The 17,669-nt window shown below is 68.5% G+C and carries 14 protein-coding genes; 7 read left to right on the top strand and 7 right to left on the bottom strand.

All coding sequences use genetic code 11. The features are described 5' to 3' along the window. Positions 1-264: hypothetical protein (locus tag C4T78_RS36220; protein ID WP_146075837.1), on the bottom strand; the 264-nt coding region annotated here is incomplete at its 3' end. A gap of 250 nt (positions 265-514) precedes the next feature. Beyond that, positions 515-2,470 carry a transglycosylase domain-containing protein gene (locus tag C4T78_RS33085; protein ID WP_235863788.1) on the bottom strand — a complete coding sequence of 652 codons (1,956 nt, stop codon included), beginning with the start codon at positions 2,468-2,470 and terminating at the stop codon, positions 515-517. Here C4T78_RS33085 and C4T78_RS37210 point away from each other — a divergent pair. Then, positions 2,421-3,272: a hypothetical protein gene (locus tag C4T78_RS37210; RefSeq protein ID WP_235863787.1), complete on the top strand. Its 852-nt coding sequence runs from the start codon at positions 2,421-2,423 to the stop codon at positions 3,270-3,272. The two genes, C4T78_RS33085 and C4T78_RS37210, sit on opposite strands and share 50 nt — an antisense overlap. On the opposite strand, the gene C4T78_RS33075 is transcribed toward C4T78_RS37210, so the two are convergent. After that, positions 3,265-3,669: a hypothetical protein gene (locus C4T78_RS33075; RefSeq protein WP_093157817.1), complete on the bottom strand. Its 405-nt coding sequence runs from the start codon at positions 3,667-3,669 to the stop codon at positions 3,265-3,267. The two genes, C4T78_RS37210 and C4T78_RS33075, sit on opposite strands and share 8 nt — an antisense overlap. Positions 3,670-3,929: 260 nt before the next feature. Then, positions 3,930-5,006 carry an MFS transporter gene (locus tag C4T78_RS33070; RefSeq protein ID WP_235863785.1) on the bottom strand — a complete coding sequence of 359 codons (1,077 nt, stop codon included), beginning with the start codon at positions 5,004-5,006 and terminating at the stop codon, positions 3,930-3,932. A gap of 206 nt (positions 5,007-5,212) precedes the next feature. Here C4T78_RS33070 and C4T78_RS33065 point away from each other — a divergent pair, with 206 nt between their 5' ends. Beyond that, positions 5,213-6,454 (top strand): M14 family zinc carboxypeptidase, encoded by a 1,242-nt coding sequence (locus C4T78_RS33065; RefSeq protein ID WP_177247753.1) that lies wholly within the window; start codon positions 5,213-5,215, stop codon positions 6,452-6,454. A 273-nt stretch (positions 6,455-6,727) separates the two neighbouring features. On the opposite strand, the gene C4T78_RS33060 is transcribed toward C4T78_RS33065, so the two are convergent. After that, entirely contained in the window at positions 6,728-7,426 is a 699-nt protein-coding gene (locus C4T78_RS33060; RefSeq protein ID WP_093357038.1) for a DUF6319 family protein, read from the bottom strand. An 82-nt stretch (positions 7,427-7,508) separates the two neighbouring features. After that, positions 7,509-9,005 carry a flavin-containing monooxygenase gene (locus C4T78_RS33055; RefSeq protein WP_093357037.1) on the bottom strand — a complete coding sequence of 499 codons (1,497 nt, stop codon included), beginning with the start codon at positions 9,003-9,005 and terminating at the stop codon, positions 7,509-7,511. A 122-nt stretch (positions 9,006-9,127) separates the two neighbouring features. On the opposite strand from C4T78_RS33055, the gene C4T78_RS33050 reads away from it, so the two are divergent. The 5 genes from C4T78_RS33050 (at position 9,128) to C4T78_RS33030 (ending at position 15,410) form a co-directional block, all read left to right on the top strand. Continuing rightward, positions 9,128-9,703, top strand: coding sequence for a TetR/AcrR family transcriptional regulator (locus C4T78_RS33050; RefSeq protein WP_177247758.1), 576 nt, complete (start codon positions 9,128-9,130; stop codon positions 9,701-9,703). A 153-nt stretch (positions 9,704-9,856) separates the two neighbouring features. Further along, a complete protein-coding gene (locus C4T78_RS33045) occupies positions 9,857-10,657 on the top strand; it encodes a hypothetical protein (protein ID WP_093357034.1) in 801 nt (266 codons plus the stop codon). 545 nt (positions 10,658-11,202) lie between these two features. Continuing rightward, positions 11,203-12,564, top strand: coding sequence for an MFS transporter (locus C4T78_RS33040; protein WP_235863784.1), 1,362 nt, complete (start codon positions 11,203-11,205; stop codon positions 12,562-12,564). A gap of 16 nt (positions 12,565-12,580) precedes the next feature. Further along, positions 12,581-13,774 carry a cytochrome P450 gene (locus C4T78_RS33035; protein WP_093357032.1) on the top strand — a complete coding sequence of 398 codons (1,194 nt, stop codon included), beginning with the start codon at positions 12,581-12,583 and terminating at the stop codon, positions 13,772-13,774. A 448-nt stretch (positions 13,775-14,222) separates the two neighbouring features. Then, the gene (locus C4T78_RS33030; protein ID WP_235863783.1) at positions 14,223-15,410 is read left to right on the top strand and encodes an MFS transporter; all 1,188 of its coding nucleotides are present in this window, start codon (positions 14,223-14,225) and stop codon (positions 15,408-15,410) included. A gap of 43 nt (positions 15,411-15,453) precedes the next feature. On the opposite strand, the gene C4T78_RS33025 is transcribed toward C4T78_RS33030, so the two are convergent. Then, complete coding sequence (locus tag C4T78_RS33025) at positions 15,454-17,667, bottom strand: 3-hydroxyacyl-CoA dehydrogenase NAD-binding domain-containing protein (RefSeq protein ID WP_093357030.1); 2,214 nt, start codon at positions 17,665-17,667, stop codon at positions 15,454-15,456. Positions 17,668-17,669: the final 2 nt, after the last annotated feature.

Below are 17,669 nucleotides of genomic sequence, written 5' to 3'. Positions count from 1 at the left end.
GTCCGCGCCTTCCACCACAAGCCAGGTGAACGGCGCGGCCAGCACTGCAAGATAGACAGCGAGGAAAACGACTCTCGCGACCACGCGCTTGATTGGCGCCAGCGCAACACCCACCAGCAACGCCGCCAACGCAATACCCGGCTCCACCAAGCTGAAGATCATGGCCCACCGCCCGAAATCAGGAACCATCCTGAACGGAAAAACATGAGACCGCAGCACTTCGGGTTCGACGAGGATGCGAATCTGTCGACGAACCCGCCCCAACCATCTTGAGGCTAGAGCTAATCGCTCAGACCCACAAGCGTAACGAAAGCCACTCCACAAACCCAGAATAAACCCGCTCGGCGGTACCGAAATCAGGCGGCCAGAAAACACCAAGTTCCAGAAGAACCGCGTTCCGCGACCGGATTCGAGATTTGCCCATCCGCCTTCTGCCGAAGACCAGAAAGCGAAAGCCCGTGCTCACCCATTTGGACGAGCACGGGCTGGTCGACGTTTACGACACCAGAACCGACTACGGCAGCGGGGCCACCGGTAGGCCTTCGTGGATCCGGTTCATCGCCGCGAACCACGTTCTGGCCGGCACCTTGCCGCCGTAGATGTTGCCGCCGTTCTTGCCGCAGAGGCGCGGCGGCTCGTTACCACCGCCGTCGCAGATGCCCTGCGGGATGCGGCCGTCCGAGTAGGTGAGGACCGCACCCGACATCTGCGGGGTGGCTGCGAGGAACGCCGCCGACTGGTGCGCCTGCGTGGTTCCCGTCTTGCCGATCATCGGCCGCGTCCAGCCGGCCTCCTGCGCGGCCATCCGGGAGGTGCCGTCGGTGTCGTCCTTGCTCATGCCCTGCGCCAGCGCCGCCGCGACCTCCGGGGACACTGCTCGCTCGCACTTCGCCTCCTTGAGCGGCACCGGGTTGCCCAGCCGGTCCTTGATCTCCTCGATCGGGGTCGGCGGGCAGTACATGCCGCCGCTCATGATCGTCGCTCCGACGTTGGAGAGCTCGAGGACGCTGGTCGGGGTGTAGCCGAGAGTGAACGCTCCGCGGTTGCCGTTCTTGATCGCTTCCGCCTGGGACGGCCCGTTGGAACCGTCAGACTTCAGGATCTGGCCGCTGGTGTTCACGCCGTTCATCCCGCGACGCAGTCCGAGGCGGGCGGCCATGTCGACGACGTTGTCGAGACCGGCACGTTCGGAGAGCGCCACGAACGCCGTGTTGGGCGAAGTCGCGAGCGCCATCTGCAGCGTTCGCGGCCCTGGCGTCACACCGTCGGCGTTGCTGACCGTGTACGGCGCGTTGCCGTTGCGGTAGACGCGGGAGGTGTACGAGGCCGGCACGTCGATCACGTCGTGGATGCTCATGCCCTGCTCGATCGCAGCGGCAGCGGTGAACACCTTGTAGACCGAGCCCGCACCGAACGGCTGCACCCGGCTCACGATGTCGTAAGCGGTCTGCCCCTTGCTGGCGTCGTTGCCGAAGTCCCGGTTGGCGACCAGCGCCCGCACCTTGTGCTTCTCCTGGCCCGGCTCGACGACCGCCATGGCGTTGGCGATGCCTTCGGTCTGGGTGGGCACCTGGGCTTCCGCGGCGGCCTTGGCCGCTTCGGTGGACTTGCGGTCGAGCGTGGTGCGGATGGTGTAGCCGCCGGTCTTCAGCATCTTCCGGTCGATGCCGAGGTTGTCGAGGTAGTCGACGACGTAGGTGCAGAAGAAGCCGTCGGTGGTGCCGTCGCCGACGCCGACGCAGCCGTTCGGCGGGCGGCCCAGCGGGGACAGCGTGTTGAGCGGCTCCTGCTTGGCTCGCTCGGCGTCTTCCTTGGTGATGAACTTGTTGTTGGTGGGGTCCGTCATCAGGTCGATGACGAGGTCGCGCCGCCGCTTCGCGTCTTCGGGGTTGCTGTTGGGGTTCAGCGATCCCGGCGCGTTGACGATCGCGGCGAGCAGCGCGGACTGGGCGATGGTCAGCTTGTCCGGCGTGGTGCCGAAGTAGGTCTGCGAGGCCGCGCCCACGCCGAAGGTCTGGTTGCCGAAGGGCACCACGTTGAGGTATCCGGTGAGGATCTCCTCCTTGGTCATGGTGCGCTCGAGCTCGACGGCGATCTTGGCTTCGCGGAGCTTCCGCGCGATCGTCGTCTCCTTGGCCTTCTCGGCCTCGATCGGGTTGTCCGAGCCGGCGACCACGTGCACGAGGTAGTTCTTCACGTACTGCTGCGTGATGGTCGATGCGCCCTGCGACGCTTCACCGCTGCTGAGGTTGGTCGCCAACGCGCGCATCGTGCCGTGCCAGTCGACGCCGCCGTGGTCCCAGAAGCGCTTGTCCTCGACCGCGGTGATCGCCGCTTTCATGTACTCGGAGATCTCATCGGATCGGGTTTCGACGCGGTAGTCGTCGAAGAAGTAGGCGATCGGCGCGCCGTCCTTGTCGGTGACCGTCGAGACCTGCGGCATGTCCTGCCGCGCAAGGGAACTCGACATTTTGGACATGGCGTCGGTCGTCTGGTTGACCATCGCCCCGGCCCCGGTCGCCATCGGCAGCAGTAACGCCGCCACCAGTACGCCGGCCAGGACGCACAACCCGAACATCTTCAACAGCACGCCGCTGCGCACGCCTGCCCCAATCATCAAGTGTCCACCCGGCTCGACCACCGACCGCCGGTCGAAGCGCCCACCTGGAATCCGCCTCACGGTTCACCGGCCGGCCGGAGAGCATCCCGTCGACGACCGCAACAGCGGCCCCATCCGACACCTGCTCCTCTGCACTGCCAGCCAATTCGTTGATATCACATCCGCAGTTCCGGCCGACGATGCACCGAACGGCCCAGCGGACCCGAACACGACCACTGTGACGATCGGGATCACTACACTTGGTGATCAGCCAAGCCGATCGCGTGGAGGAGAAATGACCGATCCATTCCTGGATTCGCTGGCCACCGCGCTCGCCGGGCAAGCGGCGACAGCCCTGGGTGCGGCCGGGAAGGCCGCGTTGACGAAGGTCCGAGAACTCATCCAGCGAAGGTCGGAGCGCGATCCTGAGACGAAGGCCGCACTCGAAGCCGCCGAGCAGAGCGCCGACCAGCCGCAGATCACCGCGCTCGCCGAACGGCTGGACCAGGTGTGCGCGGAGGATGCCGAGTTCGCCGAACAGCTGCGCGCCGAGGGCGCTGAAGTGCACAACGCGATCTCGGCCGTCAAAGGCGGCGTGGTCAACCTCAACCACGGGCAGGTGAAGAACCTGGTTCAGACCCGCGAGTTCAACGGCAACATCACGTTCAACTAGCGCGCCGGTCGGCATCGTTGAGCTCGGCCAGGTACCTGTTGTACTCGGCGAGCTCCGGATCCTCATCAGGGTCGACGCGCGGCGCCGGCGGCGGCACCAGCGGCCGCTTCCGGCGCACTTCCGGCTGCTCCACCACCTGCTCAGCGGACGCGTCCGCCTCCGGCGCGGCCTCCTCCCGCTCCCGGCTCAGATCCATGCGAGCCACGCGGATCCACAGGAAGATCGTGAACGCGCCGAACAGCGGCCACTGCAGCGCATAGCCGAGGTTCTGGAAACTCCCGCCGGCCTCGTGCGCGCGGTCCCACTGCCACACGGCCAGGAAGCCGGTGGTGATCGTGGCCGCGATGAACAGCACGTGCAGAAGCAGCCAGCGCGGGGTCAAGAGGCTGCGGAACACACTTCGCATTCTAGGCGCTCGCGCCCGGGCGGAACCTCCGGCGTCGTCACGCACCGCTCACGGCACCGGACCGCTCCCTGCGCCGCCGCCTCGGGACGTCGCGGCGGGTGTGTTGGCAATCACACCGCTGCTGGCTGGGGCGGGGTGACAGGAAGGTTCCCATGCTCGCAGCACGCGCCCGGCGGATGCAGGTGACAGGAAAGTTCCCATGCTCGCAGCCTGGCGGTGCGGCGGTCGGTGACAGGAAGGTTCCCATCCTCTCAACCACGCCGGCGGCCGAAGGCAAGCGGCGCGCAGGCACCGATGAGCACGGCCATGATCACGAAGGTGAGGGGATAGCCGGACAGGGCGATCAGGATGCCGAAGCCGAGCGAGCCGAGTCCCTGGCCCGCGTCGTAGGCGATGTTCCAGGCCGTGCTGGCCACGCCGGACGATGTCCGCTCGAACATCATGACCAGGGTCGTGTTCTGCACCGCGCCGAAGCCGCAGCCGAACGCCACCGCGCCGAGCAGGGCGATCGGGTCCGCGCCCCACGCCGCCACCGCGAGCAGTCCGGCACCGAGCCCCGCCAGCAGCACTGACGGGACCAGGATGCGGTGCTGGCCGATCCGGTCGCCGAGCTGGCCCGCTCCCCAGCGACCGAGCATCGTCGCGGCGCCGAAGGTCATCAGCGCTGCCGGGGCAACCGACTCGCCGATGGCCAGCGGCAGGAAGGCCAGGATGCCCCCGGCGCCGACCGCCACCGCGGTCATGACCGTCCAGGACGGCAGCAGCGCGAGGGGGAAGGTCATGGCACTCGCCTTGCCCGCGGGTTCGCGGGCCTGCACGCGGGACATGCCGAACAGCACGGTCGTGGCAGCAACCGGGAGCACACCCGCGATCCAGAACAGCGGGGTGAATCCGATCTGCTGGGTCAACCAGACCCCCACCGGCAGGAAGATCACGTTCGGCAACCCGATCGACAGCCCGTACAAGGCCGCCGCCCGGCCGCGCTGCTCGACCGGGACGAGTTCCGCCACGAGCGCGGCACCGGTCACGGTCAGCAGCCCGAAGCCGATGCCCCGCACGCTCGACACCGCGAGCAACAACCAGAGGTCGCTGGACAGTGCGTAGAGCGGGGTGGGCAGACCGATCAGGATCGTGCCCAATCCGAAGGCGATCCGGTGGTCGATGCGCTTGAGCAACCACGGCATGCAGAGCTGTGTGATCACCGTCACCAGCATGAAGACGGCGTTGGTGGCGCCGGCCGCGATCTCACCCGCGCCACCCACCACCGCCCACAGCGGCAGCACCGGCATCAGCAGGATGTACCCGGCGAAGCCACCCACCGTTGCCACCAGCAGCAACCGGAACGAGGTGTGCTGCAGGGGCGTTCTCTTCCGCTCACGTGGTTCGACCGAGGCTCGCACCGCTACTTGATAGGCCTGAACCACGTCGTCTGTCCATCCCCGCTCAACGCCCGGGATGTCCACTGCTGGCCGATTGTGGCTTTGATCGCGATCGGTTTGGCTGGGGCCGTCCCAGCAACGGCAAGGAGTTCTGGATGCACCGGATGCGAGTACTGGCACTGGCCGCCGTGGTCGCGGGTGCGGCGTTCGTCCCCGCGACGACCACCGCACCGCTGAGCTCGGCAGCGCCGCCGCCGTGCAGCGAGGAACCGCGGGAGAACCCGATCTCGGAGTTCACCAGCTACGACGAGCTCCTGGTCGAGCTCGACCGGATCGAGCGCGTCAGCGCGGGCCGGGTCGCGGTGGAGAAGGTCGGCGAATCCAACCGGGGCCGCGACATGCTGCTGGCTCGGGTCGGCACGGGCCCGAAGGTGGTGCTGATCACCGCGGAGATCCACGGCAACGAGAAGACCGGCCCGGACGCGGCGCTGGACCTCATCGACTACCTGGGCACTTCGAACTCCGCGCACGCCAGGAAGATCCGCGAGCAGCTGACCGTGGTGGCCATGCCGAAGATCAACCCCGATGCCGGGGCGCTGGACCGGCGCGGCAACGACATGACGTGGGAGGAAGCTCAGGCGCGCTTCCCGCAGCTGGCGACCGCACAGGCCCCGTGGAACTACTACACGGAGCCGCGGCAGGGCGACGACTACTCGCAGCGCCCCGGCTTCGACGTCAACCGCGACTACAACCCGAACCTCGACTACCAGCCGCAGCCGCAGGACTTCCCCGGCGCCAGCGACAAGCCGGGTTGGTTCATCAGCCCCGAAACGCAGACGGTGCGCGACGTGTACCGGTCGCTGCGCGACGAGTTCGGGACCGTCGACACCTACATCGACCTGCACCACCAGGGCGCCTGCTACACGGTTCCGGGCACTGACCGCTTCGTGACGATGAGCCTGTCCGGCAAGTTCGTCGCCGACCCGTCCACTCCCGAGGGCGCGGCGTACGCCGAGTTCGCCGACACCTTCCGGCCCGAGTACTCCAAGCAGCTCAACGTGGCCGCCTACAACGCGCTGCAGGCGGCGGCCAACCAGAACCCCGACTTCGGCAACATCACGCTCTACCCGCAGGACACCAACCTGCCCGGCACGGGTCTGGGTTCGTTCCAGCTCAACGGCAGCGGCGCGGTGCTGTTCGAGGTTCGCGGCCAGACCCAGAACCTCGGTGAGCAGCACCGGGGGATGCTGACCCGCGCGGTCTACATCGGCCTCGACGGGATCCTCTCGTCCGTCGCGAGCGGGCAGGTCAACAACCTCGACCCGGCCGACTACGACCGGATCCCGCCCACCGACCGCGGCCAGCAGGCCAAGAGCGCGATCACCGAGATCGAGTAGAGCCGTCCTTGTCGAGCGGGGTTCGCACCGCTTCGCGTGGTGCGAGCTCCGCTCCGCTGTCCGCGGCCTTCGCGGGCAAGCGGATGACAGGAAGGTTCCCATGCTCACAGCAGACGCGTGGGCACCCAAGCCGTGGCTGACAGGAAGGTTCCCATCCTCACGTCATCGGGCATGCCGATGACAGGAAGGTTCCCTTCCTCACCTCGGACACGTGGACGTGCGGGTGGTGGGTGACAGGAAAGTTCCCATGCTCGCGTCGGCGAGCCGGGCAGGTCAGGAGCGGAGGTCGTTCAGGGCCGCTTCGGCCGCCGCCAGTTCCGCGCGGAGCTGTTCGACCCGGGCCCGCTGCTGTTCCCGGGCCGCTTCGATCAGCGGCTCGACCGCCGCCGCGACGTCGTCGTGCAGCGCCTTCGCCGCTTGCGCCACCGCTCCGGCCTGCACCGGGGTCGGCTTCAGCACCCGCTTCTTCGGTGTGCTGACCTCCACGCTCCACTGGCCGTCGTCGTCGGCTGTCAGCGTTACCGTCGCCCCGCCGACCGCCTTCGGCGGGCGCGGCTTGCGCCGGGCCGCCGGCTTCTCCTCCGCGCTCGGCTTCGCCGCTTCCGCAGCCGGCTTCGCCGTGCTCTGCGCGGGCTTCGCCTGCGCCGCGGTCGACACCCTGGGCAACGTCGCTCCCACCGTCTTGGGCTTCGGCGCACTCGGGGCCGGCTTCGCCGGCTCCGGCGCGGCGGCGCGCTTGCGCGGTGGCTTCACCTTCGTGACCTCCGCCGCGGAGAAGGACAGGACGTCCTTCGAACCGGCCGGGCGGACCTGGATGAAGTCGCCTTCGGCCGGTTCGCCGAGCGAGATCACCTTGCCCGAGCGTCCTTCCGGAACGCCAATGGCGGAGCCGGTGAACCACACCGTCGGCGTGGTTCCGGCGTTCAGCTCGTCGCGGATCTCGCGCAGTTCGTCGGACGACAGCGGTGACATGGCCACACCTTGCTCAAGGGTGAGCCCCGGAGGGGCTGCTCGGCAGTGACCGCACCACTATATCGAACGTCCGTGCGAAGCTTCAACGACCCCGCGCCGCGGTGATCTCGAAGTCCGCAGGATCCAGCTTCCGGGTGCGCAACCAGTACTTCCAGGTGAAGCCGGGCCAGATGGTGCGGTTGACGCCGTTCTCGTCGAGGTACCAGCTGCGGCAGCCGCCCGCCGACCACACCGCGTCACCGAGCTCGGACTGGATCTCGCTGTTGAAGTCGTCCTGGACCGACTGGCGGACGTCGAGCTGGGCCACCTTGCCGCGGCAGATCCCGCGCAGGGCGCTGAGCACGTAGTTCAGCTGCGACTCGATCATGAACACCACGGAGTTGTGGCCGAGCCCGGTGTTGGGCCCCAGCAGGAAGAACAGGTTCGGGAAGCCGGAGACGGCGACGCCCAGGTAGGCCTCCATCCCGTTGCGCCACGCGTCCTGGAGCTTGCGCCCGTCGCGGCCGACGATGGTCAGGTGGTCGAAGGCGTCGGTGACGTGGAAGCCGGTGCCGTAGATGATCGCGTCCACCGGGTGCTCCTGGCCGTCGCCGGTGACCACGGAGTTCTTCCGCACCTCGGCGACACCGCTGGTCACCAGGTCCACATTGGATCGGTTGAGCGCCGGGTAGTAGTCGCTCGAGAGCAGGATCCGCTTGCAGCCCATGGAGTAGTCCGGGGTGACCGCGGCGCGCACCTCGGGATCCTTGACCGCCTTGCGGATGTAGCGCTTCGACAGGTGCTCGGAGAGCTTGCCGAGGTGCTTGTTGAACACCGCGAAGTAGCGCGCCTCGAGGGTCCAGTAGAGGGCGGCGCGGGCCGCCCGCTGGACCAGCGGAACCCGGCGGAACAGGCGCTGGAGGGCTTCGGGGACCGGCCGGTCGGGCTTGGGCTGGATCCACGGGGGCGTGCGCTGGAACAGGTGCAGCTTGGCGACCTTCTTGGCGATCTGGGGCACGAACTGGATCGCGCTGGCGCCGGTTCCGATCACCGCGACGCGCTTGCCCGCCAGGTCGAAGTCGTGGTTCCACTCCGCGGAGTGGAACACCTCACCCTCGAAGTCCTGCACGCCCGGCAGTTCCGGGTAGCTCGGGATGTGCAGGGCACCGACGCCGGAGACCAAGGCCTTGCCCACGTACTCGGTGCCGTCCGCGGTGCTCACGCGCCAGGTCTGCGTGGCCTCGTCGTACTCGGCGCCGGTGAACTCCACGCCGTAGTGGATGTGGTCGCGAACGCGGTACTTGTCCGCGCAGTGCTGCAGGTAGTCCGAGATCTCGCCCTGCCTGGCGAACATCCGCGACCAGTTCGGGTTCTGCTCGAACGAGAAGGAGTACATCAGGGACGGCACGTCGCAGGCGCAGCCCGGATAGGTGTTATCGCGCCAGGTGCCACCGAGGTCAGCGGCCTTCTCCAGGACGATGAAGTCCTCGATCCCGGCCTGCTTGAGCTTGATGGCCATGCCCAGACCGGAGAACCCGGTCCCCACGATGACCACCGAGGTTCGGTAACTGCGCTGGTCCTTCGACTGCCGTTGCGCCATCAGGGCCTCCTCGGACACCGGCACTGCTGATCTACTCAGCAGTAGGTTACTACGAGTAGGTTACTTGCGGTAGGGTTGATTTCGTGCAGACCCAGCAGGCATCAACCGGCCGGCGCAAGCGGATGTCGCGAGCCGAGCGGGAGCAGCAGATCCTGGCCGTGGCTGAGGAGGTCTTCGCCGCCGACGGCTACCAGGCGACCTCCATGGACGACATCGCGGCGAGGGTGGGCCTGTCCAAGCCGATGCTCTACGAGTACTTCGGTTCCAAGGAGGGCTTGCTGCTGGCCTGCCTGAAGCGGTGCAAGCGGGAGCTCATCGAGGCCAGCACCGTCGCGGCCGCGGGAGCGGACACCCCCGAACAGCTCATGCACGACTGCCTGCTGGCGTTCTTCAGGTTCGGCGACGAGCACGCACAGGCGTGGGCCTTGCTGCGCAACGAGGCCGCCGTGCCCAGCGCTTCGGTGAGCTCCGAGCTCGAAGCGATCCGGTTGCAGCAGCGGGACTTCACCTCCGGGCTGCTGAAAGCCGCCCGCCCGGATCTCGACGACGAGCAGCTGGAGGCCTTCGCCGAGGCGATCATCGGCGCCTGCGAGCGACTGGCGCTGTGGCGGGAGCAGCGCCCGGAGGTCACTCCGGAGAAGGCGACCGAGCACCTGATGACGCTGTTCGCGCCGAGCCTCACCCAGAACCTCCGATGACCGCCTGAATTCACTCGTTCAGGTTGTCCCCGGCGCGCTGGGGTCAAGATCTTCTTAGGGTCTCCCGATACCGAGTCAGCTGTACCAACGCATCCGACCCTAGGAGAACAGATCTTGCGCCCCTGGACCACGCGCACAGTACAGGCAGCCGTTGTGGCCGCGGGGTTCGCCGCAGTCGGTACCGGTGCCGCCTCCGCCGCGGAGACCACCGATCTGCCGAAGCCGGACCTGTCGTCGATTCCGGACCAGGTCGGGTTCACCGCCCCGGTCAACGCCTGCCAGATGCAGAAGGGCGCCGGGTTCAACCCCGTCAAGGCCCCGTGCGCGGACGCGCAGCTGCACGCGAGCTCGCCGAACCTGGTCAAGCAGGTCGGCGTGGACATCATCACCACCGGTCACGGGGTGGCCGGTGAGCTGCGGGACGGCCGCCCGCTGCTGGCGCCCGGCAAGCCCAACCAGGTGCTGAGCCACGTCTTCGCCGAGGGCAACCGGCTGACCGGGATGACCAAGACCCGGCCGACGGTCGGCGTTTCGGCGGCCCCCGAGCACTTGGGCGTGCTCCACCAGCGGACGCCGAACGCCACTCTGCTCGACGCCGAGGTCGGCCCCCGAAAGCCCGATCACCAGGGCGTTTCCGCGGTGGACACCGCTGTCGACGCGACCGCCGTGCAGGGCTTCGAGGCAGAACCGGTGGCCAGCCCGGTGGGAGTGGTGATGCCGACGCTGGCGCGCAACCCGCTCAACGCCCCCGGCCGGCCGATGCCGTTGCCCAAGCCCGCGGAGCTCCTGCCCGCGGTGGGCAAGATCCCGCCGGTGGCCGAGCTCGACAAGGGCCTCGGCGGCGGCGCCGGCGAGCTGTCGAACCAGCTCACCAGCCGCGTCCCGGAGAAGCCGGTGCACCAGATCACCGGCGTGCTGTACCCGACGGTCGGAAAGGTCGCCGACGCCCTCTGAGGCCGACCTGCTGCGCCGAGCGGCCCCGGATCAGTGAGATCCGGGGCCGCTTTTCTTTTGCCTCTTTCCGCGCGCGGAGCAATTCCGCGAATTCCAGATCTTTTTCCGGATCGGCCCGCCGCATTCCAGCCGGTCGATTCCGGTGTCGCTCATGCTCGCATGCACTCCCCCTCGGCAGCACGTCTCTGCCGCGAGGATGGGAACTTTCCTGTCATCTCGAGGCAGTGCGAGCATGGGAACTTTCCTGTCACCTCACCTGCCGTGCTGTGGGGCAGCCGGTGGAGCAAGGGAACCTTCCTGTCACCCGCGCCCGGGGCCGCGTGGCGGGCACGTGCGCAAGGGAACCTTCCTGTCATCCGTCGAGCGCGGCGCGCGGGGTGGGGTTGAAGTGCGGGTTGCGGGTTTTTGCCTTGTGGTGGCTGGAACGGGCTGCTCGTGCGCGGGGAAGTTTCCGGGGTCACTTCAATGACAGGCTCGAATTCATGGATTCGGGAAATGGCGGGACTTCTGCTGGTTCCGCGCGTCGTTGGTGGACGCTTCCGGTGGTGAGCGCGGCTCAACTGCTGGTGGTGCTGGACGGGACGATCGTGAACATCGCGCTGCCTTCCGCGCAGGCAGCGCTCGGGATTTCCGATGCCGACCGGCAGTGGGCGGTCACCGCGTATGCGCTGGCGTTCGGCGGGTTGTTGTTGATCGGTGGACGGGTGAGCGGTGCGTTGGGGCATCGGCGCGGTTTCGTCGTCGGGTTGGCCGGGTTCGGCGTCGCCTCCGCACTCGGCGGTCTCGCCTTCAGCCCCGGGATGCTGTTCGGTGCGCGGGCTCTGCAGGGCGTGTTCGCCGCGCTGCTCGCTCCAGCAGGTTTGTCTTTGCTGGCGAGCACTTTCACCGAGTCTCGGGAGCGAGGGCGCGCGTTCGGCGTGTTCGCCGGGGTCGGGGCGGCGGGAGCCGCTGTCGGCCTCATCGCCGGTGGGTTGCTGACCGAGTACGCCGGCTGGCGGTGGTGCTTCTACATCAACGTTCCGGTGGTCGCGCTCGCGCTGGCCGGTGCGGTGTTCGTGCCGAGGAGCGGACCGCAGGCAACCGGACGGCTCGATGTCGTCGGAGCGGTGTTGTCCACCGCGGGATTCGTCTCGGTCGTCTTCGCGTTCAGCGAGGCGGAATCGCGGGGTTGGGGTTCGGCGGTGGTGCTCGCGCTGCTGGCTTGCGGGGTGCTGCTGCTCGTCGCGTTCGTGGTCGTGGAGCTGCGGGTTTCGCATCCGCTGTTGCCGATCCACGTGTTCCGGGATCGTGCTCGCGGTGGGGCGTTCATCTCGATCACGCTGATGTTCGTCGCCATGTTCGGCTTCTACCTGTTCACCAGCTACTACGCGCAGACCGTCCTGGGCTGGTCGCCGGTCCGAACAGGACTCGCACTGATCACCAACGCGGTCGCCGCGCTGGTCGGCTCGACGCTGATCGCCGGGAAGCGGCGAGCTCCCGCCGCGCTCATCGTGCCCGGTCTGATCGCCGCGGCCGCCGGGATGCTCGTGCTGACGCTGCTGACTCCGGAGAGCACGCACGTCTTCGCGCTGTACTTAGCCCCTGCGTTGGTGCTCACCGGGCTGGGGATCGGCTGCGTCATGCCTCCCACCGCGAGCCTGGCGACAGCGGGCATCGCCGGTCACGAGGTGGGTGCGGCCTCGGCCGCTTACAACGCGGCGCAGCAGATCGGAGCAGCACTCGGCACTGCCTTGCTCAACAGCATCGCGACCAGCGCCGCCGCGTCCCACCCGGATGCGGGCAGCCACGCCGCGAGCGTGCACGGCTACACCACCGCGCTGACCTTCGGTTTCGGCATCCTCGCCGCTGCCGCGCTCATCGCCGCCCCGCTGACCGCCTCCCGCGCGCGTGCCGCCGTCAGCAGTTGAGTCCAAAGGAGACCTCATGTCCGATTTCCCGATGTCCCGAGCCGCGGGGTGCCCTTTCGACCCTCCTCCGGAGCTGGTCCGCCGATTCCGGGAAGCACCGGTTTCGCGGGTGAAGCTGTGGGACGGCAGCGAGCCGTGGGTGGTCACCCGCTATTCGGACGTGCGGGCGTTGCTCGCCGATCCTCGCGTCAGCGTCGATCCCGGGCAGCCCGGATTCCCGCACACGAACGCGGTCAGCCGAGCGCGCGATTCCCGGATGCGGACGTTGATGCAGATGGATGCGCCGGAGCACGTCGCGCAGCGGCGGCTGTTCGCGCCCGAGTTCACGGTGCGGAAGATCGCCGGGCTGCGGCCGCGGATCGAGCGGATCGTCGACGACCAGCTCAGCGACATGCTCGGCGGCCCGAATCCGGCCGATCTGGTGGCGGCGTTCGCGCTGCCGGTTCCTTCGCTGGTGATCTGCGAACTGCTGGGCGTGCCTTATGCCGATCGCGCCTTCTTCCAAGGAGTCGCGCAGACGCTGGTCATGGACCAGGCCGATCCGGCTCTCGCGGTGGCCGCCAGCGAAGAGCTGAACGCGTATCTGGAGGCCTTGATCACCACCAAGGTCGGCGAGCCGTCTGACGACCTGCTCAGCAGGCTGGCCGTCGAGCAATACGCGTCCGGTGGAATGTCGCTGCGGGAGATCGCTGTTGCGGGGCAGCTGTTGCTGGTGGCAGGCCACGACACCACCGCGTCGGTGATCGCGCTCGGACTCGCCGCGCTGCTGGCGAACCCGGAGCAGTGGGAGCTGATCCGGCGCAGCGGCGATCCGGCGCTGGTCGACGGTGCCGTCGAGGAGCTCCTGCGCTACCTCTCGATCACGCACACCGAGGCCCGTCGGGTCGCGCGCGCCGACGTCGAAGTCGGTGGTCAGCTCATCCGGGCGGGCGAGGGCATCATCGCGGTGAAGAGCACCGCGAACCGGGACCCCTCTGTCTTCCCGGAGCCGGACGTGCTCGATGTCGGCAGGAAAGCACGTCACCACGTCGCTTTCGGGTTCGGTGCGCACCAGTGCCTGGGCCAGTCGCTGGCCCGGCTCGAGCTGCAGATCGTCTTCGACGCGCTGCGTCGCGTTCCCGGGCTGCGGATGGCTGTTCCGCAGGCGGACTTGGAGTTCGAGGAGAACGCCGTCTTCTACCGGGTGCGGGAACTGCCCGTCACCTGGTGATCGAGGAGGAGGTGGCGATCACCATCGACGAAACGTCCTGCACGGTTGCGAGGCAGTGAGCCCGGCAGGTGAACGCCAGGCCATCTCGTCGGTTCGACGTGTGCACCGGGTGGACGTTGGAGCATCCACCTGGCGCAGTCACCCTGCGGTGGTTCCGGGCCCGGTTACGACCGCGTCTTCCCCGCAGCTCTTGGTCTCCGGTGGAGGAAGGGAACCTTCCTGTCACCACCGACCCGCTGCGAGCATGGGAACCTTCCTGTCATCACCGACCCGCTGCGAGCATGGGAACCTTCCTGCCACCAGACGTGGGCTGGCAGGAGAGCACCGGTCAGCGGGAGTGCTGCCAGGAGATCGGCTCCGGTCGCGTTGCTGCACCGGCGCGCACGGGCGGTGGTGACGTCGGGTTTCCGCCAGCTTCCGGCATCGGTGCTTCATACGGTCGATCGCTGTGAACGCTGATCCTGTCGCCAAGACGCTCACCGCCTCTCCGCTCCGCACCCCTGTCGTGCTGTTCATGTCCCTCGCGGCCGCTCTCGGCACGTCGACTCTCTACCCGCTGCAGCCCGCGATCGCGGAGGTGGCGGTTTCGCTGGGTTCCCGGGTCACCGCTGTCGGGTTCGCACTCGCCTGCGGGCCGGTCGGGTACCTGGTCGGGCTCAGCTTCCTCGTCCCGCTGGTCGACCGCTGTTCGCCGGGGCGTGTTCTGGCAGCGCAGTTCGGAGTCCTGGCTGCCGCGTCGGCGCTGAGCGCCGCGGTGGGGAACGTGTGGGTTCTGGGGTCGGTGATCGGCGTGGTCGGAGCTTGTTCGGCTGTGGGCGCGGGGCTCAGCTCGGTCGCGGGCCGGCTCGCTCCCCCGCATCGACGCGCGACGGTCCTGGGCGTGGTGACCGCTGGGATATCGGCTGGAATTCTCGCGGGCCGGATCGTCGGCGGGTGGCTCACCGACGAGATCGGCTGGCGCGGAATGCTTCTCGCGTTCGCCGCCGCCTGCGCGGTCGTCGCCGCGTGTTGCCCGGTGGTGCTCCCGGCCGCGCGGGGTGGGAGCGAGCGGGGCTACCTCGCGGTTCTGCGTTCGCTACCGGGCCTGTTCGTCCGGTACGCCGTGCTCCGGATCGCGGCGGTCCGCGGTGCTCTGTGGTTCTTCGCGTTCTGCGCGGTGTGGGCCGGGATCGCGGTGGCTCTTTCCGCGCCCCCGTTCTCCTACTCCGCGGAGCGGATCGGCTGGTACGCCCTGGCGGGTCTGGCGGGCATTCCGGCGACGCAGGTCGCGGGCACCTGGACCGACCGGGTGGGTGCCAGGCGCGTCATCCTGGCGGGCTTGGCGCTGGCCGGGGTTGCCGCGGCGGTCGCTGGGTTCGCGCTCGCGGACACCGCGGTGACGCTCGTCTGCCTTGCGATATTCGACGCCGGTCTCTTCGCCGCTCAGGTCGCCAATCAGAGCACCGTTCTCTCGATCGACCCGGCGGCACCGGCGCGCTTCAACAGCGCGTACATGCTGGTGTACTTCGTCGGTGGGAGTCTCGGCACCGCCTTCGGCGCGGCGGCGGCCGAATGGCTCGGGTGGCCGACCACGGCCGTGATCACCGCAGTGGTCATCGGGGTCGCTGGTGCGATCACCGCGACGGTGCGGGAGTAGACCGCGGTGCCGGGTGGGCGCCGGAGCGCCCACCCGGCGCGGGTCACGCCGCGGTGGCGGAGACGACCCCCTCGTCCGGTTCGCCGATGTCGAAGGGCTCACCTGCTTCGGCTCGCTTCACCAGGGAGGCGGGCGGGTCGAAGCGGGGCCCGTAGCGGTCGGCCAGTTCCCGGGCGCGGGCCACGAATCCGGCCAGGCCGCCGGGGTAGCCGTTCATGTACTGCACGACACCGCCGGTCCAGGCCGGGAAGCCGATGCCGAAGATCGAGCCGATGTTGGCGTCCGGCACCGAGCGCAGCACGCCTTCGTCGAAGCACTTGACGGTTTCCAGCGCCTCCACGAACAGCATCCGCTCCCGGAGGTCCGCGATGTCCACTTCGGACGGGTCGCGGTCGGTGCCGAAGTGCTCGACCAGGCCCGGCCACAGACCGGTGCGCTTGCCGTCGGCGTAGTCGTAGAAACCGGCTCCGCTGGAGCGGCCCTTGCGGTCGAACTCGTCGATCATCCGGTCCAGCACCTGCTCGGCCGGGTGCGGCGTCCAGGTGCCGCCTGCCGCCTCGACAGCGCGGCGGCTCTCGTCGCGGATCTTGCGCGGCAGGGTGAAGGTGAGCTCGTCGAACAGCTGCAGCACCGGCGCCGGGAATCCGGCCTGCGCCGAGGCCTGCTCGATCGACGCCGGGTGGATGCCCTCGGCGAGCATCGACACGCCCTCGTTGAGGAAGGTGCCGATGACCCGGCTGGTGAAGAAGCCGCGGCTGTCGTTGACCACGATCGGCGTCTTCTTGATCTGCTGCACCACGTCGAAGGCGCGGGCCAGCGCCTTGTCGCTGGTGTGCTCGCCGCAGATGATCTCCACCAGCGGCATCTTGTCCACCGGGGAGAAGAAGTGCAGGCCGATGAAGTCCTCGCGGCGGCGCACGCCCTCGGCGAGCCCGGTGATGGGCAGCGTCGAGGTGTTGGAGGCGATCAGCGCGTCACCGTCGACGACGTCCTGGACCTCGCCGTAGACCTGGTGCTTGAGCTTGGTGTCCTCGAAGACCGCTTCGATCACCAGGTCGCAGCCGGACAGCGGTTCCAGCTGGTCGGTGGGCGTGATGCGGGCCAGCAGCGCGTCGGACTTCTCGCGGGTGGAGCGGCCCCGGGAGATGGCCTTCTCCTCCAGCTTCACCGAGTAGTCCTTGCCCTTCTCGGCGGCTTCGAGGGAGATGTCCTTGAGCACCACCTGCATGCCGGCCTTGGCGCAGACGTAGGCGATGCCGGCGCCCATCATGCCGCCGCCGAGGACGGCGACCTTCTTGGCCTGCCAGGTGGGTTCACCGGACGGGCGGCTGCCGCCGGAGTTGATGTGCTGCAGGTCGAAGAAGAACGCCTTGCTCATGTTCTTGGCGGTCTGCCCGCACACGAGCTCCACGAAGTAGCGGCCCTCGATGGTCAGCGCGGTGTCGAAGTCGACCTGCGCGCCCTCGACCGCGGCGGCCATGATGTTCTTCGGCGCGGGCAGCGGGGCGCCCTTGAGCTGCTTGCGCAGGTTCGCGGGGAACGCGGGGAGGTTGGCGGCGAACTTCGGGTTCGACGGGGTGCCGCCGGGGATCTTGTGGCCGGGCTTGTCCCACGGCTGGACCGCGTCGGGGTTGGCCTTGATCCACTCCTTGGCGCGGGCCAGCAGCTGCTCGGGCGTGTCGACCAGCTCGTCGACGATGCCGATCTTCGCGGCCTTCTCCGGGCGCAGCCGCTGCCCCTGCAGCAGCACGTTGAGCAGCGCGTCGGCGATGCCCAGCATCCGCACCGAGCGGACCACGCCGCCCGCGCCGGGCAGCAGGCCGAGGGTCACCTCGGGGAATCCGAAGCGGGCCTTGGGGTCGTTCAGCGCGATGCGGTGGTGGCAGGCCAGCGCGATCTCCAGGCCGCCGCCGAGCGCGGTGCCGTTGAGCGCCGCCACGACCGGGACGCCGAGGGTTTCCAGCCGGCGCAGCTGCTTCTTGACGTTGGTGGTGGTCTCGGTGACGCGCGCGGCGTCGCCGGGGCGCGCCTGGACGAGTTCGCGCAGGTCACCGCCGGCGAAGAAGGTGCTCTTCGCGGAGGTGATGACGACCCCGGAGATGTTCTCGCGCTCGTTCTCCAGCCGCTGCAGGGTTTCGTCCATGCTGCGCTGGTAGCGCTCGTTCATGGTGTTGGCCTGCTGCTGCGGGTCGTCCAGGGTCAGCACGACGATGCCGTCGGCGTCGGAGGACCAGCGGATGGTGTTCTGCTCGCTCATGT

Origin of the sequence: Saccharopolyspora kobensis (genome assembly GCF_900108315.1) — a bacterium.
Lineage (GTDB): Bacteria > Actinomycetota > Actinomycetes > Mycobacteriales > Pseudonocardiaceae > Saccharopolyspora > Saccharopolyspora kobensis.
Note: the sequence above shows the minus strand (reverse complement) of the source record. Positions and strands in the feature narration are given on the sequence as shown.

Coding starts and splice junctions, on each gene's coding strand:
- C4T78_RS33025 (WP_093357030.1), bottom strand. CDS start 17,667: ATGAGCGAGCAGAACACCATCCGCTGGTCCTCCGACGCCGACGGCATC.
- C4T78_RS33050 (WP_177247758.1), top strand. CDS start 9,128: ATGTCGCGAGCCGAGCGGGAGCAGCAGATCCTGGCCGTGGCTGAGGAG.
- C4T78_RS33035 (WP_093357032.1), top strand. CDS start 12,581: ATGTCCGATTTCCCGATGTCCCGAGCCGCGGGGTGCCCTTTCGACCCT.
- C4T78_RS33085 (WP_235863788.1), bottom strand. CDS start 2,470: ATGTCGAGTTCCCTTGCGCGGCAGGACATGCCGCAGGTCTCGACGGTC.
- C4T78_RS33055 (WP_093357037.1), bottom strand. CDS start 9,005: ATGGCGCAACGGCAGTCGAAGGACCAGCGCAGTTACCGAACCTCGGTG.
- C4T78_RS33065 (WP_177247753.1), top strand. CDS start 5,213: ATGCACCGGATGCGAGTACTGGCACTGGCCGCCGTGGTCGCGGGTGCG.
- C4T78_RS33060 (WP_093357038.1), bottom strand. CDS start 7,426: ATGTCACCGCTGTCGTCCGACGAACTGCGCGAGATCCGCGACGAGCTG.